Here is a 21,537-nt window from a genome sequence, read left to right as displayed (position 1 = left end):
TCAGACCAGGGCGATGAGCCAGGCGATCAGGGTGAGCGCGGCGGCCGCGCCAATGGCGATCTGCCCGGAGCGCTGCGCCGTTTTCAGGTCAAAACCATAACCCACGTCCCAGACCAGATGACGGATGCCGTTACACAGGTGATAGAACAGGACGAAAGTCCAGAGGAAGATCAGCGCCTGGACCGGCAGGCTCGAGAGGATGCTGCTGGCGGTGGCATAGGCCTGCGGGCCGGCGGCCGCGGCCACCACCCAGTACACCAGTACCAGCGCGCCCCCGGAGAGCAATACACCACTGATGCGATGGCTGATGGACGTCAGCGCGGTGAACGGCAGGCGGTAGACCTGAAGATGGGGCGAGAGGGGCCGGTTATCGGTACTCATCTGAACACTCTCCGAGGGTCATCATCTTTGGAATTATTCCGATAAACTACGCTTCCATGCCGCATCGCGCAATATCGCGGCAGTGCAACAAATCGCCCTCGGTGCCGGTCAGAAATCGGTGCAGCGGCCGTTGCTTTCCCAGTCGCCGTAGCGGGTCGGTTCCGGGCCGCGCTTACCGCCCACCTCTTTGGGCCAGGTCTCGGGCCGCTCCCAATCCACCGTCTCCGGTGACGGGGTCCCGGCAGCGCCTTCCTGAGTCTCGGCGTCGGACGGATGGGTCTTGCGATCGTCGGTCATGTGGGATCCTCCAGCTACACGGGGCGGTCTGCAAATGGCATCATTTATGACAGCGGAGGCCGACATTCTATCCGCTACCGTCTGGAGCCGACCATGCATGAACCCGCGAATACGCCCGATGAAATGGAAATGGCCCTCAACGACAGCGGACTGATCTGTGCCCTGCCCTCGTTGGGCCTGCTCCACGTCGCCGGCGACGACGCCGTTGCGTTCCTGCAGAACCAGTTGACCGCCGACGTTGCGGGACTGGAGCCATCCGCCAGCGCACTCGCCGCCTGGTGCAACGCCAAGGGCCGGGCGCGCGCGGTGTTCCGCGTCGTCCCCAGTGACACGGGCATGCTGCTGCTGGCCGATGCCCAACTGATCGAGGCGATCCGCCCGACCCTTCAGATGTTCATCCTGCGCTCGCAGGTCGCGCTCACTGATCTGCGACCCGATGAGGGGGCACTGGGGATGGCCGGCCCGGCCGCCGCCAGTCTGCTGAGCGAGGCGGCCGGCACCCTGCCCGCCCAGGCGGGCGAGGTCGTGCGGGCCGGCGACCTGCATGTCATCGCCCTGCCCGGCGCGGCTGACCTGCGCTATCTGGTCATCGCACCCGCCGATCAGCTGGCCGCCCTGCGCACCCGCTTCGGCTACGCACTCGTCGAGGGCAGCGAGGATTTCTGGCGTCTGCAGTCGATCCGCGCCGGCCTCCCCGAACTGACCCGCGAGGTCAGCGAATCCGTCGTGCCGACCATGCTCAACCTCGAACCCCTGGGCGGGATCAGTTATGACAAGGGCTGCTACCCCGGTCAGGAAGTGATCGCGCGCATGCATTACCGCGGCCAGCTCAAACGCCGACTCTACCGGGCGGCCATCGCCGACGATCCACCGGCACCCGGCACGGCGGTGCTCGACGCCGATGATCAGGAGGCCGGGGTCGTCATCAGCGCCGCGGCGGCCGGTGGTGGCAGTGAACTGCTGGCGGTGCTGCGCATCGAAAAGGCCGGACAGACACTGTCCGTCGCGACACGCACCCTCGAGATCCTGGATCTCCCCTACACCCCGCCGCACTGACGGCGGTATTCGAACGCAGGCGATTGACTTATGGCCTCCGAACCGCGCGCCCGCCACTGGATTCGGCTGGGCTTTGTCCGACTGATCCTGCCCCTGCTGATCATCGCCCTGGCGGCGGGCGGCTACATCTGGCTCACCCAGACCGGGCCGACGCCGCCGCGGGCGGACGTGGCCGAGCGGGCCTGGCGAGTGGACACGGCCGTGGTCGAGCCGGGCACGCACCAGCCCCAGCTGACACTCACCGGCGAGGTGGAGAATCCGGATCGACTCGTGATCAATGCGCCGCTGACGGCGCGGGTGGCCCGCCTGCCGGTCGCCGATGGCGACGCGGTTGAACGAGGCGATCTGCTGGTCGCGCTGGATCCCGCCGACTACGAGCCGCCACTGCGACGCGCCGAGGCCAATCTTGCTGACCTGCAGGCCCAGATCCAGGAGGCCCGCCGCGCTTACCAGAGTGATCAGCAGGCGCTCGAGATCGAGCAGGCACTGGTGGACACCGCGCAGCGTTCCCTCGAGCGGACCCTCACGCTGCAGAGCGATGAACTCGCCTCGCCGTCCGAGGTGGAGTCCAACCGCGATGCGCTCAACCAGGCGCGGCTCGCGCTGAACACCCGCGAGGAGCGGGTCGCGACATTCGACGCCCGGCTTGCCTCGCTGCAGGCCCGCCGCAAGGCCGCCGAGGCGGATGTGCGCAGCGCCCGTCGTGACGCCCGACGCTCGCGGGTTGAAGCCCCCGGCGCCGGGATTATTACCGGGCGCGAGGTCGCCACCGGCGAGCGGGTCAGCACCAGTCAGGCGCTGCTGACGTTTCTCCCCCGCGACGGTTTCGAGGTGCGCGCCCTGATCCCCAATCAACGGGCGGAAACGCTGCTGCGGGCGCTGGCCCGCGACGAGCATCCGACCGCCGAGGCCCAGCTGCTGGGCGGCACGGTGGCGCTGCGGCTCATGCGGCTTGGCGGTTCAGCGAGTGCCCGGGGCGTCACCGGGCTGTTTCAGTTCGAGGCACCGGATCGCTCGCTGCGCCCCGGTGAGGTCATTCGCATGGAACTGCGGATGCCGGCCATGCCTGACACCATCGCGGTCCCGCAGAGCGCGCTGTACGGCAACGACCGGGTCTACCGGGTCCGCGATGACCGCCTTGAGCGGGTGGCCGTCGAGCACCTCGGCACCACCCGCGTTGATGGCACCGAGCGCGCGCTGATCCGCAGCGGAGCGCTGACCGCCGGCGACCGGATCGCCACCACTCAGCTCCCCAACGCGGTGGAGGGTCTGCGCGTGCAGCCCGCCGATGACGACGGGGCATCGCCGTGAGCGAATCGCCGGGTCTGCTCGAGCGCTTCGCCCGTCACCGCGTCGCCCCGCATCTGGTCATGATCCTCATGATTCTGGGCGGGCTTTTCGCCATTTCACGGATGAATGTGCAGTTCTTCCCCAACTTTTCCATCGATATCATCACAGTTTCAGTGGTCTGGAGCGGGGCCTCGGCTGAAGACGTCGAGCGCGGCATTACCGAGCCGCTCGAGGAGCGTCTGCGGGCGGTCCCTGATGTCAGCAAGATGACCTCGACCTCGGCCCAGGGCATCGCCACCATCACGCTGGAATTCATCGAGGGCACCGACACCGTGCTGGCCCTGGCGGACGTACGCGAGCAGGTCGACAGCTTCCGCAATTTTCCCGCCAACGCGGAATCCCCCCAGATCAGCCGCGCGCCGGAATTCGACCCGGTGGGACGGGTGCTGGTGCACGGCGACGTCGACCGCTCGGCGCTGCGCACATGGGCGGATCAATTTGAGCGCGAACTCGTCCAGCGTGGCATCGATCGCATCAGCGTCAACGGCATGCCCGATCAGCAGATCTCGGTGGCGGTGCCGGCACAGCGCATCCCGTCGCTGGATCTGAGCCTGCCCCAGCTCTCCGATCGCATCGCCAGTCGCTCCACGGACATCCCGGCCGGCGAGTTCGGGAGCCTCGATGGGGGCCGGGAGCTGCGCGCCGTCGAGCAGCGCCGCGACGTGCTGGGTTTTGATGAACTGCCGGTTGTCAGTGACCCGCGCAGTTCGCTGACGCTGGGCTCGATTGCCTCGATCCGCGAGGAGCCGAGGCCGGATTCGGTGCTGATGCGCCATGATGGCGCCCCCGCCATCGAACTCGTCCTGCAGCGGGCCCAGCACGGCGACAGCCTGGAATCGGCTCAGGCCCTCGAGCAGTGGGTGGCCGATACCCGGCCGCGTCTGCCCGCCAACCTCGAGCTGACCCTCTACGACCAGTCGTGGCAGTTGATCCGCGACCGCATCAACCTCCTGGTCAGCAACGGGCTGGGCGGCCTTGTGCTTGTCCTGATCCTGCTCTACCTGTTCCTGCCCGCCCGTGTTGCATTCTGGGTGGCAGTGGGCATCCCCTCGGCATTCCTCGCGGCGCTCGCCATCCTCTGGCTGATCGGCGGGAGCATCAACATGATCTCGCTGTTTGCGCTGATCATGGCGCTGGGCGTGATCGTCGATGACGCCATTGTCGTGGGTGAGGATGCCGATGCCCATTTCCGCGGCGGCGAACCCGCACTCCTGGCCTCGCAGGGCGCCGCCCGGCGCATGTTCTGGCCCGTGATGGCCTCCTCGCTGACCACGGTCGCGGCGTTCATGCCGCTGCTGGTGGTCGGCGGGACCATCGGCCAGATCCTGCGGGACATCCCCATCGTGATGATCTGCGTCATCGCCGCGTCGCTGGTGGAGAGCTTTCTGGTCCTGCCGGGTCATCTGCGGGGTGCGTTCACCGGGCGCAGTCGCCCTCAGACACCGACCGCCCCCACGCCATCGCCGCAGCGCGGTCCCGGCCGCTGGCGGGCGCGGTTCGAGCGTGGCTTCGAGGGATTCCGTGAAAACGGGTTCCGGCGGGCCGTCCGTCTGGCCGTCAGCCACCGGGCGGTGACCCTGTCAATCGCCGCCGCCAGCGTCGTTCTGGCCGCTGGCCTGCTCGCCAGCGGACGGCTGGGCTTTACGTTTTTCCCGACGCCCGAGTCCCAGATCGTCTACGCCAACGCGACCTTTGTCGCCGGCACGGACCGCCAGGAGATGGAGGCATTCCTCGACGAGCTCGAGCGCAGTCTGGCCCAGACACAGGCGGAGTCGGGTGAGAATCTGGTGCAGACGGCCATCACCCGGGCCGGCGGTACCGTCGGCGGGACCGGCGCCACGCAGGGCGATGCCCTGGGCTCAATGCTGGTGGAGCTCACGCCCCCCGACGCGCGCACGACGCGTAACAGCACCTTTATCGGCGACTGGAAAGCCAACACGCAGGTGCCGCCGGGCATGGAAAACTTTTCCATCACCTCGCGCCAGGGCGGTCCACCGGGTGCCGATCTGACCGTCCGCCTGACCGGGGCGGGTACCGATGCGCTGAAAAACTCGGCCGTGTCGCTGTCCGAGACCCTCAGGGGCATCCCCGGTGTGGTGGACGTCAGTGATGACCTGCCCTACGGACGTCAGCAGATCACCTTCTCGGTCAATGAACAGGGCCGTGCGCTGGGCCTTTCTACGCAGGCCGTGGGCTCGCAGCTGCGAGCCGCGTTCGATGGCGCGCTGAGCCAGATCTATCAGTCCGGCCCCGACGAAGTGGAGGTGCGGGTATTGCTACCCCGCGATGAGCAGCGACGCATCGGGGCCCTCGACGAACTGACCATCCGCACGCCGGCCGGCGAGTTCGTGCCGGTCAATCAGGTGATCAACCGCGGCTCGCAGCGCGGCTTCGAGGCGATCCGCCATGCCGATGGCGAGCGCGCGGTGCAGATCCAGGCATCCCTGGACAATCAGGTGGCCAATGCCGATCGCATCATCGGCTCACTGCAGGACGGCGCGCTGTCCCGGCTGGCCGAGCGCTACGGCATCGATTACAGCTTCGAGGGGCGCCAGGCGGATCAGCGCAACACCCTGGATGACATGCAGTTCGGCCTGTATCTGGGCCTCGCCCTGATGTCCGTTGTCCTGGTCTGGGTGTTCTCGGCCTGGACCCTGCCCCTGATCGTCATGGGCGTCATCCCGCTGGGACTGGTCGGGGCCATCGTCGGCCACTGGCTGATGAACATCGAACTCACCGTGCTCTCGCTGTTCGGTCTGTTCGGCCTCTCGGGCATCGTGGTCAATAACGCGATCATCCTGGTGGCGTTCTACCGCGATCAGCTGGCCGCCGGACTGAGCGTGGACGCCGCCCTTGAGGAGGCGGCGGTGCGGCGCCTGCGGGCCGTGATGCTGACCTCGCTGACCACGATCGGCGGCCTGACGCCGCTGCTGTTCGAGACATCGCTGCAGGCGCAGTTCCTGATCCCGATGGCCACCTCCATCGCCTTCGGGCTGGGCTATTCCACCCTGCTGGTGCTGTTCGTCATCCCGGTGTTGCTGTCGTTGCATGCCTCGATCGGCGAGCGCCTGCCCGGCCGGCGCGCGGCAGGCGACTAGTCGCGGGGGCGCATGGCCGGGAACAGCAGCACATCCCGGATCGAGGCGCTGTCAGTAAGCAGCATCACCAGCCGGTCGATGCCGATCCCCTCGCCCACGGCCGGCGGCATGCCGTACTCGAGCGCGCGGATGTAGTCGGCATCATAGTGCATCGCCTCGTCGTCACCGGCGGCCTTCTCCTCGGCCTGGCGGCGGAAGCGGCGTGCCTGATCCTCGGCATCGTTGAGCTCCGAGAAGCCGTTGGCGATCTCCCGACCCGCCACGATGAGCTCGAAGCGCTCGGTCACCGCCGGGTTGTCATCCCGTGGCCGGGCCAGCGGCGAGACCTCCACCGGATAGTCGGTGACAAAGGTGGGCTGGATGAGCGCGGCCTCCGCGGTCTTCTCGAAGACCTCCAGCAGGACCTTGCCGTTGCCCCAGTGCGGGCCGACCTCGATGCCCAGTGACTCGGCATAACCGGCGAGGGCCTGCGGATCGTCCACCCCGGCACCGAGCTGGGGGTTGTGCTCGACGACCGCGTCGCGGACGCTCAGCCGGCGGAACGCGGGGGCCAGATCAATCGACTCGCCCTGCCAGACGAGCTGCTCGGTGCCCACGGCATCCCGGGCCAGCCGGCGCAGCAGCGACTCGGTAAAGTCCATGGCGTCCCGGTAATCGGCGTACGCCTCGTAGAATTCGAGCATCGTGAATTCGGGGTTATGCCGCGTCGAGACCCCTTCATTGCGGAAGTTGCGGTTGATCTCGAACACCCGCTCGATGCCGCCCACCACCAGCCGCTTGAGGTAGAGCTCGGGGGCGACGCGCAAAAACAGATCGACATCGAGGGCATTGTGATGCGTGACGAACGGCCGGGCGGCCGCGCCCCCCGGAATCGGCTGCATCATCGGTGTCTCGACTTCGAGAAAACCGCGCTCGTGGAAGGCCTCGCGAATACTGCGGATGATGCGACTGCGCACGGTGAAGATCCGCTGCGAATCGGGGTTGGTCATCAGGTCGAGATAGCGTTGCCGGTAGCGCGCCTCGGTATCCCCCAGACCATGGTATTTATCGGGCAGCGGGCGCAGCGATTTGGTCAGCAGCGCCAACCGGTCGCAATGCACCGAGAGCTCGCCGGTCCGGGTGCGCATCAGCGTGCCCGATACGCCGATGATGTCGCCGGCATCCCAGCCTTTGAATGCCGCATACAGGCCCTCGGCCAGATCATCGCGGCGTACGAACAGCTGAATGTCGCCGGACATGTCGCGGAGCGTTGCAAAGCTCGCCTTGCCCATGACGCGTTTGCGGATCAGTCGCCCGCCGATGCGTACCCGTACCGGGGTAGCCGCCAGCTGCTCGGCGTCGTGATCGGCATAGCGCGACTGCAGATCGGCGGCCAGCGCGTCACGCCGGAAATCATTGGGGAAGGCGGCCCCTTCGGCGCGCCACTCATCGAGCTTGCGCCGCCGCTCGGCGATCAGGCGGTGTTCATCCTGCTCTTCAGCCATGCTGTTCCTGTTCCAAAAGTCGTCCGGCGTGTCGCCCGCCTACAGGCCGGCCTTGAGACTCGCCTCTATGAATGAATCCAGACCGCCGTCGAGCACGGCCTGGGTGTTGCCCACCTCGACGCCGGTGCGCAGGTCCTTGATGCGGCTCTGATCCAGCACGTAGGAGCGGATCTGGCTACCCCAGCCGATATCCGACTTCGAATCCTCCACCGCCGCCGCCTGTTCGCGCTTGGCCTCCATCTCGCGCTCGTAGAGCTTGGCCCGCAGCTGATTCATGGCGGTCGCCCGGTTCTTGTGCTGCGAGCGGTCATTCTGGCACTGCACCACGATGCCGGTGGGCTGGTGGGTGATGCGCACCGCCGACTCGGTCCGGTTGACGTGCTGCCCGCCCGCACCGCTGGCGCGATAGACATCGATGCGCAGATCCGACGGGTCGATCTCGACGTCCACGTCCTCGTCCAGCTCGGGGCTGACGAAGACCGAGGCGAATGATGTGTGGCGACGGTTGCCGGAGTCGAAGGGTGATTTGCGCACCAGTCGATGAACACCGGTCTCGGTGCGCAGCCAGCCAAACGCGTACTCCCCCTCGACCCGGATGGTGGCACTCTTGATGCCGGCCTGGTCGCCTTCGGAAACCTCGATCAGATCGGCCTTGAAACCCTTGTGCTCGATCCAGCGTAGGTACATGCGCAGAAGCATGTCGGCCCAGTCCTGGGCCTCGGTACCGCCGGAGCCGGCCTGGATGTCGACAAAGGCGTTGGTGGGGTCCATCTCGCCGGCGAACATGCGCCGGAACTCCAGCGACTGGACAACGCGCTCGTGGGCGGCGAGGTCCGCCGCCACCGACTCCAGGGTGTCGGCGTCATCCTCCTCCCGGGCCATCTCGAGCAGTTCGCCCGCCTCATCCAGCCCGGTCAGCAGGCCGCGCATCTGAGCGACGACCGTGTCCAGCGCCGCGCGCTCGCGATTCAGGTTCTGGGCGCGCTCGGGGTCATTCCAGACATCGGGCTGCTCGAGCTCGCGGGTGACTTCTTCGAAGCGTTCCTCCTTTTCAGCGAGGTCAAAGATACCCCCTCAGGGACTCGGAGCGTCCCTTGAGATCGTCAAGCTGGGTGGCAAGCTGATTACTGTCGAGCACGGTGTTCCTCTTGTTGACTGTCGATTGGCCTGGCGGCTCAGCGCACGGCTTCCCAGGCGCGGGCCAGGCGTTTTTCCGATACCCGCTCGCGCGTGCCCAGATCCTGGGCAAACAGCGAGATGCGGTACTCCTCCACCAGCCACCGGACCTGCGCCAGGGCCGGGTCACGGATGGCCCGTCGGGCATGACGCGCCAGCGCCTCGTCGAGCCGGCGCTGATGCGGCTGGATCGCCGCCAGGCCGGCCGCGTCACGGTTCGGATCCTGCTGCAGGCGCTCGAGCCGACGGGCCATTCCCGCCAGATAGCGCGGCAGATCGGCGAGCCGCTCCGGGTCGGTGTCCAGCAGAAACCCGGGGTACACCAGCCCGTCCAGCTGCTGGCGGAGATCCTGGTAGCTGTCCATCATGCCCAGCGGGATATTGCCCTTGAGTGCCCGGCGCACCCGCTTTTGTCGCGACAGGATATCAGAGACCCGATCCCGGAGCTGCTCACCGTGGGGGATGATTGCGGTGCGGCCCTGCTCGCAGATTTCGAGCCAGCTGGCCCGGTCCCGCGGAACGGTCCCGGCGAGAAAAACCTGATCGAATACCGCGGCCACAAAGCCGCGTTTGAACTCATCGGCGTCCCCCACATCGCGGTAGTCGATGGCCATGCGATCGAGCCCCTCGAGCCCCCGGCGCAGGTGGCGCGCCTGCTGGGCGAAGCGCTTCATCAGGAGACTGCGAACGCCCTCGCGATGGGCAATGGCGGCGCGCTCGGGGCCGTCAAGCAGGCGCAGGGCCACCGCGCCCTGTTCGGCACACAGGGCCGGATAGCCCTGCAGCTCGATCCCGCCCTGCACGAAAGGCACCCGCTCCGGCAACGTGCCGATGTCCCAGTCGGTGATCCCGGTGCGCTCGAAGCTGCTGTCGGCCGGCGCCCGGAAGTCGCGCGCCGCATGATCGGCGCAGGACCGCTGCAGCGCGGGCAGATCACGACCGCTGTCGAGCAGCGCACCGGCCTCATCGAGCACCTCGAAGCGCATCTGCAGATGTCCGGGCAGGACCAGTTCATCCCACAGGCCACCAGGGATATCAATCCCGGTCATGCGCCGCAGCTCGGCGCGCACCGCCGCCTCCAATGATCCCTCTCGGGAGGGCAGTGACTCGAGAACCGCACGGGCAAAATCCGGCACGGGCACAAAATGCCGTCGCAGCGCCTTGGGCAGTGCCCGGATCAGGGTGACCACCTTTTCCTCGAGCAGGCCGGGCACCAGCCACTCGAAGGGCTCCGGCGAGAGCGCGTTGAGGGCCGCCACCGGAATGCAGACCGTGACGCCATCGACCTCGCTACCGGGCGTAAAGGCGTATCGCAGTGGCAGGCGCACGCCATTGACATCGAATGTGTCGGGGTAGTCGGCCGCCCCCTCGGTCACGCCCCGGGCCATCAACTGATCGCGATCCAGCCGCAGCGCACGGTCGTCGCCGCCGTCGCGCAGCCAGCGATCAAGACTCGGGCCATCCACCACCGCGGCCGGCAGGGCCGCGTCATAGAAGGCCGCAAGTGCCTCGTGATCCACCAGCACATCACGGCGCCGGGTCTTTGCTTCGAGGGTCTCGACCTCGGCGATCAGGTCCTGGTTGGCCCGCAGAAAGGCCGGCGGATCCGGTGGTGGCTCGCCCAGCAGACCCTCACGGATGAACACCTGCCGGGCCTCCGCCGGGGCCACGCGCGCATAGTCGATCTTGCGCCCGGTGACGATGGGCAGACCGTAGAGGGTGGCATCCTCACGCCCGAACACCTTGCCCCTGCCGGCCTCCCACCACGGATCGCGATGGCGGCGCTTGAGCAGATGCCCGGCCAGCGGTTCGATCCACTCCGGCCGCACATCGGCCGCCACCCGGGCGAACACCCGGCTGGTTTCGACAAGCTCCGCGGCCATGATCCAGCGCGGCCGCTGGCGCGCCACCGCCGAGCTCGGATGAATGGCGAGCTTGAGCCCACGCGGCCCGACATACTCACCGCCGTCCTCGCGCCGGGCGATGTTGGAGAGAAAGCCGCTGAGCAGGGCCCGATGGATCGCCACCGGTCGTGCCGGCGCGGTATTTTCGGTGAGCCCCATATCCCGCACGAGGCGGCGCAGCTGGGCGTGGGTATCCGCCCACTCACGCATCCGCACATGAGACAGGAAATGCTCATGGCACCAGGCCTGGAGTTTGCGCCGACTCAGATGGTGGGCCTGCTCCCGATAGGCGGCCCAGAGGCGCAGCTGTCCGCCAAAATCCGAGCGCTTGTCCTGCCAGGCGGACTGCGCGGCATCGGCCGCCTCGCGTCGATCCATGGGCCGCTCACGGGGATCCTGTACCGACAGCGCGGCGGCGATCACCAGCAGCTCATCCAGCGCACCCTCGCGGTCGCCCGCCAGCAGGATGCGCGCGATGCGCGGATCCACCGGCAGGCGGGCCAGCTGACGACCCAGCCGCGAGAGATTCTGGCGGCGGTTGAGCGCGCCCAGTTCATCGAGCAGCTTGAGCCCGTCCTTGACGTAGCGCGGATCCGGCGGCTCGATGAAGGGAAACCGCTCGATGGCGCCCAGCCGCAGATGCTTCATCTGCAGGATGACCGAGGCCAGGTTGGTGCGCAGGATTTCGGGATCGGTAAACCGCGGCCGCGCCTCAAAGTCGGCCGCGTCGTAGAGGCGTATGCACACGCCCGGCCCCTCACGTCCACAGCGCCCGGCGCGCTGGTCGGCGCTGGACTGTGCGACCGGCTCGACCGGCAGGCGCTGGACCTTGGTGCGATAGCTGTAGCGGCTGATCCGCGCAAGCCCGCTGTCCACCACATAGCGGATTCCCGGGACGGTCAGCGAGGTTTCGGCGACGTTGGTGGACAGGACGATCCGCCGGCCACGGTGCGGTGCGAACACGCGCTGCTGTTCGGCGGTGGAGAGGCGCCCGAACAGGGGCAGCACCTCGGTATGGGGCGGGTGATGCTTGCGCAGCGCCTCAGCGCACTGACGGATCTCGCGCTCGCCGGGCAGGAACACCAGAACGTCGCCGCGGCCGAGGCCCGCGAGCTCATCCACGGCCTCGACAACGCCTTGGCGCAGGCTGCGTTCGCGCTCATCCTCCGACTGTTCGACCAGCGGTCGGTAGCGGACCTCCACCGGGTAGGTGCGTCCCGAGACCTCGATCACGGGGGCATCGTCGAAGTGTTGCGAGAACCGGGCCGGATCGATGGTCGCCGAGGTGATGATCACGCGCAGATCGGGCCGTCGGGGCAGGAGGCGCTTGAGGTAACCGAGCAGGAAGTCGATGTTCAGGCTGCGCTCATGGGCCTCGTCGATGATGACCGTGTCGTAACCGTCAAGCCGATCGTCGGCCTGAGTTTCGGCGAGCAGCATGCCGTCGGTGAGCAGCTTGATGCGCGTCTCCGGCCCGGTCTGGTCACTGAAACGCACCCGGTAGCCGACCCCGCTGCCCACTCTCGTCCCACACTCTTCAGCCACACGGCTGGCGAGGCTGCGGGCGGCAATGCGCCGTGGCTGGGTATGCGCGATCATCCCGTCGATACCGCGACCGAGATCGAGCATGAGCTTGGGCAGCTGCGTGCTCTTGCCCGATCCGGTCTCGCCGCAGACCACGACCACGGGATGATCACGCACCGCCGCCTTGATGACCTCGGCATGCTCGAGGACGGGCAGATCCAGGGCATAATCCGGGCGCAGCGTGATCGCCTCCCGGGCGGCCCGGGCCTTCGCAGCGCTACGCGTCGGGTGGGCGTTGGAGTGTTCAGCCATTCCGGCCGTCGTTGGACTCCGATCCGTCGCGGCCCGAGCGGCGTCGGGTCCGGGGCGCCGTGCGCGGCTCAAACTGCAGGGCCTCAAGATCCCAGTGCGCATCGTCACACTGCAGGACCAGGCAGCCCGGTCCGCCATAGGTCCGCGTCCGGCCCGCGGCGCCGGGGTTCAGCACCCAGGGCGCGGCACTCTGATCGACGCACTGGCGGTGACTGTGGCCGTAGACCACCGCACGGCAGTCGGCAAATTGCTGCCGGTAGCGGCGATGGCGCTGGTCAATCGTGCCGCCGTCATCGCCATGGACGAGCTTGATTCGCCCGCCGGGCAGATCCACCGTGGCGTTTTCCGGCAGCCTGGCCAGCATGTCCTGCTCGGACGCGGGCCAGTGCGCCGCATCGTCATTATTACCGCGGATCGCCACGGCTTCCTGTTCGGGCTGCATGGCGAAAAGCACATCCGCGCCACCGACGTCACCGGCATGCAGGGCAATGTCGCAGCGACGGACCTCATCGGCAATGCGCTGATCGAGGAACCCGTGGGTATCCGCGAGAATGGCGACCCGGACCGAGCGATCAGTCATTGCGCGGCAAAACCCGCATCGATGGCGGCGGTCAGGGCCGGATAGCTGTCCGTCACGGGGAACTGCGGGAACGCCGCGGTGACGTTCGCGGGGGCCGAGAAGAAAATACCCTGCCCGGCAGCCGCGAGCATGCTGGTGTCGTTGAACGAATCACCCGCTGCGACCACCGCAAAGTTCAGCCCGCGCAGGGCCTCGACGGCCGCACGCTTGTGGTCGCGCATCCTCAGCCGATAGCCGGTGATGTCTCCATTGGCGCCGGTCTCGAGCTGATGACAGAACAGCGTCGGCCAGTTCAGCTGGCGCATGAGCGGCCGGGCGAACTCATAGAAGGTGTCCGAGAGGATGATCACCTGGTAGCGCGACCGCAGGTCGTCGAGAAACGCCCGGGCGCCAGGGAGCGGCTCCATCCGGTCGATGACCGCCTGGATGTCGGGCAGGCCCAGCTCGTGGGCGGCCAAGGTGTCCAGGCGCATGCGCATGAGCTCATCGTAATCGGCGATGTCGCGCGTGGTCGCCTTGAGGGCGTCGATGCCGGTCAGCGCCGCAAAGTCGATCCATATCTCCGGGACCAGCACACCCTCGAGGTCGAGACAGACTATATTCACCAGGGTTGATCCCTCCTAGATTCAGGCTCGCGGACGTTACGGTTTTTAGCCATGGGCTGCAAGGCGGCGGGTGGCCGCTCATCCGCCTCCACGAGCGCATTGAACTTGCGTGACATTGCCACCATCCAATGACATATTGAAGGCAGTTGCATCATTGATCCAACGGAGGTAAGCAACGATGGCTCAGGATTTTCGCACCTCGATCGCCGGCGGCCGCTCCACCGGCCAGTCGGTGCTCGCCACCAACAAGGTGCTGCGCAATACTTATGCGCTGCTCGCGCTGACACTACTGTTCAGCGCCGCCATGGCGGGAACCGCGATGGCGACCAACGCACCGCCCATGCACTGGCTGATGGTGCTGGGTGGCTATTTCGGTCTCCTGTTCCTGACCACCTGGCTGCGTAACAGCGTCTGGGGGCTGGCGAGCGTTTTCGCGCTGACCGGCTTCATGGGGTTCACGCTGGGCCCGATCGTCAGCATGTACATTGGCGCGTTCAGCAACGGCGCCGAGCTGGTGATGATGGCGCTGGGCGGCACCGGCATGATCTTTCTGGGGCTCTCGGCCTACGCACTCACCACGCAGCGCGATTTCAGCTTCATGCGCGGATTCATCTTCGCGGGTGTGCTGGTGGCCTTCGCCGGCTCCATCGTCGCGGTGCTGTTCTCGATCCCGGCCCTGTCGCTGGCGGTCAGTGCGGCGTTCGTGGTGCTGATGAGCGCCCTGATCCTCTACCAGACCAGTGAGATCATCAACGGCGGCGAGACCAACTACATCATGGCGACGATCACGCTGTACGTGACGATCTACAACCTGTTCCTGAGTCTGCTGCAGCTGCTCGCGGCGTTTGCCGGCGAGCGCTGATCGGGGCCTGCGGGCCTGACCCGACCCCGTCCGATGTCTGATCGGGCGGGGTTTTTTATTGCCATTTGGTCTATCATGGGCATCCGTCATACCTTTGGTGACTATCGCCCATGAAACTCACCCAGCTCCGCTATATCGTCGAAGTCGTGCGCCGCGGCCTGAATGTCTCCGCCGCAGCGGATGCGCTCTACACCTCGCAGCCCGGGGTCAGCAAACAGATCCGCATGCTCGAGGAGGAACTCGGCGTTCCGATCTTCGAGCGTAGCGGTAAGCACTTCACCGGCCTCACCCGCCCCGGCCATCAGATTCTGGCCGCCGCGGAGCGCACACTGGCGGAGACCCGTGGCATTCAGTCCATTGCTGCGGAGTTTGCCGACGACCAGAGTGGCAGCCTCAGCATCGCGACCACCCATACCCAGGCCCGTCACGCGCTGCCCCCGGCAGTGCAGGCCTTCCGCGCCCACTACCCCGCCGTCAGCCTGCACTTCCATCAGGGCACACCCACGCAGATCGCCGAGATGGCCACCGCCGGCGAGGTCGACTTCGCCATCGCCACGGAGGCGCTCGAACTCTACGAGGATCTGGTGATGCTGCCCTGCTATCGCTGGAACCGCAGCATCGTCGTGCCGCAGGGCCATCCGCTCTGCGCCTGCGAGCCCCTGACCCTCGAGGCCATCGCCGAGCATCCCATCGTCACCTACGTCTTCGGGTTTACCGGTCGATCAAGACTGGATGCAGCCTTCTCCGCCCGCGGCCTCACGCCGGAGGTGGTCTTCACCGCCACCGACTCGGAAGTGATCAAGACCTATGTCCAACTCGGCCTCGGGGTTGGCATCATGGCCAGCATGGCATTCGACCCGCAGCGCGATGAAGGCCTGGTCGCGCTGGACGCGAGTCACCTGTTCGAGGCAAGCACCACGCGGATCGGCTTTCGGCGCAGTGCCTACATGCGCGCCTACATGTTCGCGTTCATCGAGACATTCGCCCCGCACCTCACCCCGGCGGTGGTGCAACAGGCCATCGAGGCACGCACGCCCGAACAGCGCGAGGCCATCGAGCGGCTGCTCGAGCCGGTTCTCGAGTCGACCGGAGACTGATCGGGAGGCATTGGCATGGATCCGGAACTGCTCGACATTCGCCGTCACCTGGGCGAACACCCGCCATTTGACGGCCTGACCGATGATCAGCTCGACGACATCGCCAGTCATGTCGAGATCAGTTACTACCGGGCGGGCTCGCAGATCCTGGCCTCGGGCCAACCCATCGCCGCGCTTTTTTATGTCCGCAGCGGCGCGGTTGAAGTCTACCGGCGCAGCGGCGACCTGTTCGATCGCCTCGGCGAAGGCAGTCTGTTCGGCCACTACGGCCTGCTGCGGGGCCGACGCGCCCAGTACCCCGCAATCGCCATCGAAGACACGCTGATCTATGCCATCGATGCCGATCGTTTTGATGCGCTCTACGAAACCGACGGCGATTTTGCCGACTTCATCGAACTGGGCCGGCCGCGGACCGGGACCAGCGTTGATAGCCAGACCCGGAACAATGACCGGATGGCCACGCGGATCCGCAAGCTGGTCACACGCCAGCCGCTGATCGCCGAGAGCGACGCAAGCGCCCGCGACGTGGCCCGCCAGCTGGCCGATGAGCCATCGGCGGCGCTGCTGGTGGTCGAACCCCAGGGCGATGACCCGCGCTATACCTACGCGGATGCCGACGGGGCGCTCTGGCAGGTCAAGGGCATTCTCACCGATGCCGATTTCCGCGCCCGCCTCGTCGCCGAAGGCCGCCCGGTGGACACTCCGGTCGGTGAAATCGTCAATGAGCAGCTCGTGGCGGTGCAGTCGGACGAAACCATGCAGGAGGCCATGCTCGCCATGCTTCGGCATAACGTCCATCACCTGGCGGTGATGCATCGGCGCCGCCCGATTGGTGTGATCCGGCTCGAGGACGTCGTGCGTTATGAAACGCAGAGCAGCCTCTATCTGATTGAGAGCATCTTCAGTCAGCGCCATCCCGAGGGACTTGCCCGATTATTGCCCGAGGTCCGCAATGCAGCGGTTCGCCTGATTCGCGTGGGCGCCGACTCACGCACCGTGGGCACGGCCCTGTCATCCATCGGCCGGAGTTTCGTCCGCCGCCTCCTGGAGCTGGCCGAAGCCGAGCTCGGACCGCCACCGGTCCCGTACGCCTTCATGGGTATGGGCTCAATGGCCCGCAATGAGCAGACCCTGGTGACCGATCAGGACAATGCGCTGGTATTGGATGACCGCTTTGATCCCCAGCAGCACGATGACTACTTTGCCGCCCTCGCCCAGCGGGTGAGCGACGGATTGGATGCCTGTGGCTATGCCTACTGCAAGGGCGGCATCATGGCCACCAACCCGCGCTGGCGCCAGCCGCTATGGGTCTGGCAGCGCTATTTCCGCAGCTGGATACAGGCCCCCAATGCCGAGCGGCTGCTACACAGCAATATCTTTTTTGACCTCGATAACCTCTACGGCGAGGAACGCCTGATCGAGACCCTGCAGACACTGATCGCCACCGAGGCCGGTGACAGCCCCGCCTTTCTGGCGGCCATGTCACGCAACGCCCTCAACCGCACGCCGCCGATCGGTTTTTTCCGCGAATTCGTGACCGAAAAGGACGGCCAACAGAACGACTCGATCAACGTCAAGCGACGCGGAACCGCGCCGCTCACCGATCTCATCCGCATTCACGCCCTTGCCTGCGGGTCGCAGGCACAGAACTCGTTCGAGCGGCTTGCCGATATCAAGACCACCTCGCTGCTGGGTCCCGGCGTGGCCGATCGCCTGAGCTACTCCCTCGAGGTGCTGAGCCTCGCGCGCCTGCGCGATCAGGTACTCGACATCGAGCAGGAGCGTGAGCCGGATAACAACATCGAACCCCGCAACGTGCCCGCCAAGCAGCGCGCCGAGATCAAGGAAGCCTTCCGTGCCCTGAGTGACGCGCAGAAGTTTCTGCGTTTCCGCTACCCGATGCCGTCCGGCGGCCTGCAGAAGCGTGGCCGCTAGGCGTGCGGCTGAAAGCCGACCCGCACGCGCGCTGGCATGACTGGCTGCAGGAGATGGCTCGGCGCGCCGATACCCCGGCGTTGCGCGACTTCTATGCGGCGTTCCCGGACAACCCGGAGGCCGCCATCGGTGATACGCCCCTGGTCGCCATTGATCTCGAGACCAGCGGCCTTGATCCGCGCCAGCACGGCATCCTCAGCGTCGGCGTCGTGCCGTTTACCCTGAACGCCATCGCCGTCGCCCGCCGCCGCCACTGGATTCTGCGACCGCCCCGGGGCTTTTCTGGCGAATCCGTCGCCCATCACCACATCACCCACTCGGAGGTGGAGCAGGCACCGGACCTGGCGGATGTGCTGCCAGAGATCCTCGCCGAGCTGCAGGGTCGCCTGCCGGTGGTGCACTACCATCCGGTGGAGCGGCGCTTTCTGGATCGGGCCGTGCGCGAGCGCACCGGCAGCGTCTTCCGGTTTCCGCTCATCGACACCATGGAGATCGAGGCCAAACGCCATCGACGTCGCTGGCGGCTTCGCCTGCGCCGGCTCCTGCGCCGGTCGCCGGCATCAATCCGCCTCAATGACAGTCGCATCCGTTACGGCCTGCCCCCCTACGAGGGGCACCAGGCCGTGCTGGATGCGATCGGGACGGCCGAGCTGCTGCAGGCGCAGATCCAGCACCACTACAGCCGCTCGACCCCGGTGGGCCAGCTCTGGGTCTAGGCGGCGCGGGGCTCCGACATCAGTCCCCTGATGATGGAGTAGCAGGCCACCAGCAGCACTAGTGTCAGCGGAAAGCCCGCCGACAGGGCCATGGCCTGCAGTGCTGAAAGCCCGCCACCCAGTAGCAGGGCGATGGCGATCGCGCCCTCGATGATCGCCCAGAACATGCGCTGTGGCTTGGGCGAGTCGACCTTGCCGCCGGCGGTGATCGCGTCAATGACCAGCGAGCCCGAGTCGGACGAGGTCACGAAGAAGACGATCACCAGAAAGATGGCGAGGCTCGAGGTGATTAGCCCTAGCGGCAGATTCGAGAGCATCTCAAAGAGCTGCAGATCGCCACTCGCCTCGGAGACGCTCTCCAGCCCCTTGTTGACCACCTGGTCAATGGCGGTACCACCCAGTGCCGTCATCCATAGCACCGAGATCAGCGTGGGAATGACCAGCACCGCGATCAGGAATTCGCGCACCGTGCGGCCGCGGCTGACCCGGGCGATGAACATGCCGACGAACGGCGACCAGGAAATCCACCAGGCCCAGTAGAACGACGTCCACCCCTGGGAGAAGTTCGTGTCCTCGCGGCCAATGGGGTTGGAAAGCGGGATGACGTTCTTGGCATACGAGAACAGATACTCGAAAAAGCCGGTGGCGATCGCCAGCGTCGGTCCCGCCACGATCACGAACAGCAGCAGCAGGCCGGCAAGCCCCATGTTGAGCTGCGAGAGCCGCTGCACCCCCTTGTCGACGCCCAGCGTCACCGAGGCAAGGGCGATGATGGTGATACCGATGATCAGCAGCACCATCGTGGTATCACCGGAGGGAATGCCAAACAGGTAACCCAGACCGACGGTCGCCTGCTGGGCACCCAGCCCCAGCGATGTCGCCAGTCCGAACAGGGTCGCGAACACGGCGATCACGTCGATCACGTGCCCCGGCCAGCCCCAGACGCGCTCGCCAAGGATCGGGTAGAACACCGAGCGCATGGTCAGCGGCAGGCCCTTATTGAACGAGAACAGTGCCAGCGCCAGCGCCACCACGGCGTAGATACCCCAGGGGTGCAGCCCCCAGTGGAAAATCGTTGCCGCCATACCCAGCGAAATGGCGGCGTTCTGATCGCCAGCCGCCGCGCCCAGGGGGGCCCAGTCGGTGCGGACGCCGCCTTCCATGCTGGTGCCCCCCATGGAGGTGCCGAAGTGCGAGAGCGGCTCGGAGACGCCGAAGTACATCAGCCCGATGCCCATGCCGGCGGCGAACAGCATCGCGAACCAGCCCGCATAGCTGAAATCGGGTGTCGCGTGGGCACCGCCCAGCCGGACGTTGGCCAGCGGCGTAAAGATCAGCCCCAGGGCGACCAGGACAAAGATATTCGCGCCACCAAGAAAGAACCAGGCGAGGTTCTGGGTCAGCCAGACGCGGGTCGTTTCAAAGACCGGGCCCACTTCGTTCTGCAACGCCAGCGTAATGATGACAAAGGCGAGGATGATCAGTCCCGAGAAGGTGAAGACCTTGCCGTGCAGATCGACTTCGAGGCCGAAGCGGTTGCCGGCGATGTTGTCCTGGCCGATGACATAGTCGGTATCGATCAGGCCTGAAGGCCCTTCCGGTGCCGGGACGCCGGTGGATTTCTGCTCATCGAGGTTTTCGTCACTCACGATTCTCTCCTTGATGGGTGTCGAGGGCGCACATCGGCTCAGGCCGGGCGCACCAGAAAGACGGACACATCGGTGTGGGATGCGATTCGGTCACCGTGGGATGGCATGACGGCATCCAGGTGCCTCGGCAGGTGGGTGGCCATGACCACCAGGTCCGCGCCGACCGCTTCAATGGACTTGAGAATCAACCCGTCCAGATCGGCCGTAGGGTCGGGGGAGTTGATGCAGCGCGACGAGGTTTTCTGCCCGTGCACCGCCTCCTGACCGCTCGCAAAGGCTTCGAGCTTGTACTCGTACTCTTCGGGGGTCCGGGCCACCGTCCCCGGCGTGGAGGTGGTGACCGCCATGTAACAGACCTCCGCCCCGTAGTGGCGGGCAAGGTCCGCGCTGGTGGACAGCGCACGCTGGATCGCCTCGATGTGCGCCAGGTCCACCGGGACCAGGATTTTCTTGAACATGCACTTTCTCCTTGCATCCTGCACGAAATCGCGCCAAAGCGGACCAGAGGTTGAGGAGTTTGGGAGGGAGGGTCAACCGTTGCTACTGAATTTCTGACCCCATGGGTCAATAAAACTCAACGATATCGGGCGCGGCCGGCAAAGGCGTGGGACAGGGTACCGGCGTCGACATAATCGAGGTCGCCGCCTAGGGGAACACCGTGGGCAATCCGGGCGATGTCCACGCCGGCATCCGCCGCCATGCCGGCAATGTATTGGGCCGTGGCTTCGCCCTCGACCGTCGGACTGACCGCGAGAATGATCTCACCCACCTCGCCAGCGGCGAGACGGGCTTCGAGGCTTTCAAGGCCCAGCTCGCCGGGGCCGATGCCATCCAGCGGCGACAGCCGGCCCTTGAGGACGAAGTACAGCCCCCCATAGTCGGTGGCATCCTCGAGCGCCTGCACATCGGAGGGGTTCTCGACCACGCAGAGCAGGCCCGGGTCGCGGCGTCCGCTGGCACACAGCGGGCAGAGATCGGCTTCCGTCAGATTGCGGCACAGCCGGCATTCGCCCACCGAATCGGCCGCCGTCTGCAGCGCCCGTGCCAGGCGCCCGGCCGCACTGCGGTCATGCTGCAGCAACGAGAACGTCATCCGCTGTGCCGACTTGGGTCCGACGCCCGGCAGGCAGCGAAGTGCCTCCATGAGCTCTTGGACCGCCGGGGAATAGGCCATGCGCTGCTCCGGCCTAGAACGGCATCTTCATGCCCGGCGGCAGGTTCAGCCCCTCGGTCAGCCCACCCATGCGTGACTGGGTCTCCTGGTCGAGTTTCTGCGCCGCGTCGTTGAAGGCGGCGGCGACCAGATCCTCGACCATCTCGCGATCGTCATAGACGCTTTCGTCGATGGAAACGCGCCGCACCTCATGACGGCCCGTCATGACGACGCTGACCATACCGCCACCGGCCTGGCCGGTGATTTCCATTTCGGCAAGCTCCGACTGCGCTTTCTGCATTTCCTCCTGCATGCGCTGGGCCTGCTTCATCATGTTGCCGAGTCCGCCTTTCATGAA

At 66.4% G+C, this 21,537-nt stretch carries 18 protein-coding genes; 7 read left to right on the top strand and 11 right to left on the bottom strand.

Features of this window, described 5'->3' with window-relative positions:
- Together sdhC and BA899_RS05920 are read right to left on the bottom strand one after the other, a co-directional pair.
- Complete coding sequence (sdhC, locus tag BA899_RS05925) at window positions 1-381, bottom strand: succinate dehydrogenase, cytochrome b556 subunit (protein ID WP_159300065.1); 381 nt, start codon at window positions 379-381, stop codon at window positions 1-3.
- Between the two features lie 108 nt (window positions 382-489).
- Window positions 490-678: a DUF1674 domain-containing protein gene (locus BA899_RS05920; RefSeq protein WP_069133964.1), complete on the bottom strand. Its 189-nt coding sequence runs from the start codon at window positions 676-678 to the stop codon at window positions 490-492.
- 93 nt (window positions 679-771) lie between these two features.
- Between BA899_RS05920 and BA899_RS05915 the strand changes: the two genes are divergently transcribed.
- Genes BA899_RS05915 through BA899_RS05905 form a run of 3 tightly spaced genes read left to right on the top strand, consistent with a single transcriptional unit; the run spans window position 772 to window position 6,182 of the window.
- Window positions 772-1,734 carry a folate-binding protein YgfZ gene (locus BA899_RS05915; RefSeq protein WP_159300064.1) on the top strand — a complete coding sequence of 321 codons (963 nt, stop codon included), beginning with the start codon at window positions 772-774 and terminating at the stop codon, window positions 1,732-1,734.
- 30 nt (window positions 1,735-1,764) lie between these two features.
- A complete protein-coding gene (locus BA899_RS05910) occupies window positions 1,765-3,045 on the top strand; it encodes an efflux RND transporter periplasmic adaptor subunit (protein ID WP_159300063.1) in 1,281 nt (426 codons plus the stop codon).
- Window positions 3,042-6,182: an efflux RND transporter permease subunit gene (locus tag BA899_RS05905; protein ID WP_235013312.1), complete on the top strand. Its 3,141-nt coding sequence runs from the start codon at window positions 3,042-3,044 to the stop codon at window positions 6,180-6,182. Before BA899_RS05910 ends, BA899_RS05905 begins: the two co-directional genes overlap by 4 nt.
- Here the strand turns inward: BA899_RS05905 and lysS are convergent.
- The 5 genes from lysS to thrH all read right to left on the bottom strand — a co-directional run bounded on the left by lysS (window position 6,179) and on the right by thrH (window position 13,767).
- Window positions 6,179-7,666: a lysine--tRNA ligase gene (lysS, locus tag BA899_RS05900; RefSeq protein WP_144348241.1), complete on the bottom strand. Its 1,488-nt coding sequence runs from the start codon at window positions 7,664-7,666 to the stop codon at window positions 6,179-6,181. The two genes, BA899_RS05905 and lysS, sit on opposite strands and share 4 nt — an antisense overlap.
- Window positions 7,667-7,705: 39 nt before the next feature.
- A protein-coding gene (gene prfB / locus BA899_RS05895) for a peptide chain release factor 2 (protein ID WP_159300062.1) occupies window positions 7,706-8,804 on the bottom strand; the annotation gives its coding sequence in 2 pieces (ribosomal slippage) (window positions 7,706-8,728 and window positions 8,730-8,804; 1,098 coding nt in all).
- 37 nt (window positions 8,805-8,841) lie between these two features.
- Window positions 8,842-12,582: an ATP-dependent RNA helicase HrpA gene (gene hrpA, locus BA899_RS05890; protein WP_159300061.1), complete on the bottom strand. Its 3,741-nt coding sequence runs from the start codon at window positions 12,580-12,582 to the stop codon at window positions 8,842-8,844.
- Window positions 12,575-13,162, bottom strand: a complete 588-nt coding sequence (locus BA899_RS05885) for a metallophosphoesterase (protein WP_159300060.1) — start codon at window positions 13,160-13,162, stop codon at window positions 12,575-12,577. Before BA899_RS05885 ends, hrpA begins: the two co-directional genes overlap by 8 nt.
- Complete coding sequence (gene thrH, locus BA899_RS05880; RefSeq protein WP_159300059.1) at window positions 13,159-13,767, bottom strand: bifunctional phosphoserine phosphatase/homoserine phosphotransferase ThrH; 609 nt, start codon at window positions 13,765-13,767, stop codon at window positions 13,159-13,161. Before thrH ends, BA899_RS05885 begins: the two co-directional genes overlap by 4 nt.
- 178 nt (window positions 13,768-13,945) lie before the next feature.
- Between thrH and BA899_RS05875 the strand changes: the two genes are divergently transcribed.
- From BA899_RS05875 to BA899_RS05860, 4 genes are all read left to right on the top strand, one after another.
- The gene (locus tag BA899_RS05875; protein WP_159300058.1) at window positions 13,946-14,629 is read left to right on the top strand and encodes a Bax inhibitor-1/YccA family protein; all 684 of its coding nucleotides are present in this window, start codon (window positions 13,946-13,948) and stop codon (window positions 14,627-14,629) included.
- Between the two features lie 110 nt (window positions 14,630-14,739).
- Window positions 14,740-15,726 (top strand): HTH-type transcriptional regulator CysB, encoded by a 987-nt coding sequence (gene cysB / locus BA899_RS05870; RefSeq protein WP_069133954.1) that lies wholly within the window; start codon window positions 14,740-14,742, stop codon window positions 15,724-15,726.
- A gap of 15 nt (window positions 15,727-15,741) precedes the next feature.
- Complete coding sequence (locus tag BA899_RS05865) at window positions 15,742-17,661, top strand: DUF294 nucleotidyltransferase-like domain-containing protein (protein ID WP_159300057.1); 1,920 nt, start codon at window positions 15,742-15,744, stop codon at window positions 17,659-17,661.
- A gap of 2 nt (window positions 17,662-17,663) precedes the next feature.
- Entirely contained in the window at window positions 17,664-18,377 is a 714-nt protein-coding gene (locus BA899_RS05860; protein ID WP_235013311.1) for a 3'-5' exonuclease, read from the top strand.
- Here BA899_RS05860 and BA899_RS05855 read toward each other — a convergent pair.
- From BA899_RS05855 to BA899_RS05840, 4 genes are all read right to left on the bottom strand, one after another.
- Entirely contained in the window at window positions 18,374-20,026 is a 1,653-nt protein-coding gene (locus tag BA899_RS05855) for a BCCT family transporter (RefSeq protein ID WP_159300056.1), read from the bottom strand. The two genes, BA899_RS05860 and BA899_RS05855, sit on opposite strands and share 4 nt — an antisense overlap.
- A gap of 38 nt (window positions 20,027-20,064) precedes the next feature.
- Entirely contained in the window at window positions 20,065-20,484 is a 420-nt protein-coding gene (locus BA899_RS05850) for a universal stress protein (protein WP_159300055.1), read from the bottom strand.
- 116 nt (window positions 20,485-20,600) lie between these two features.
- Window positions 20,601-21,200, bottom strand: a complete 600-nt coding sequence (gene recR, locus BA899_RS05845) for a recombination mediator RecR (protein WP_069133949.1) — start codon at window positions 21,198-21,200, stop codon at window positions 20,601-20,603.
- Between the two features lie 13 nt (window positions 21,201-21,213).
- On the bottom strand, window positions 21,214-21,534 hold the full coding sequence (locus BA899_RS05840; protein WP_069133948.1) for a YbaB/EbfC family nucleoid-associated protein: 321 nt from the start codon (window positions 21,532-21,534) through the stop codon (window positions 21,214-21,216).
- Between the last annotated feature and the right edge of the window lie 3 nt (window positions 21,535-21,537).

Origin of the sequence: Spiribacter sp. SSL99, from assembly GCF_009805925.1 — a bacterium.
Taxonomy (GTDB): Bacteria; Pseudomonadota; Gammaproteobacteria; order Nitrococcales; family Nitrococcaceae; genus Spiribacter; species Spiribacter roseus.
This window is presented reverse-complemented; position numbering and strand designations above follow the sequence as displayed.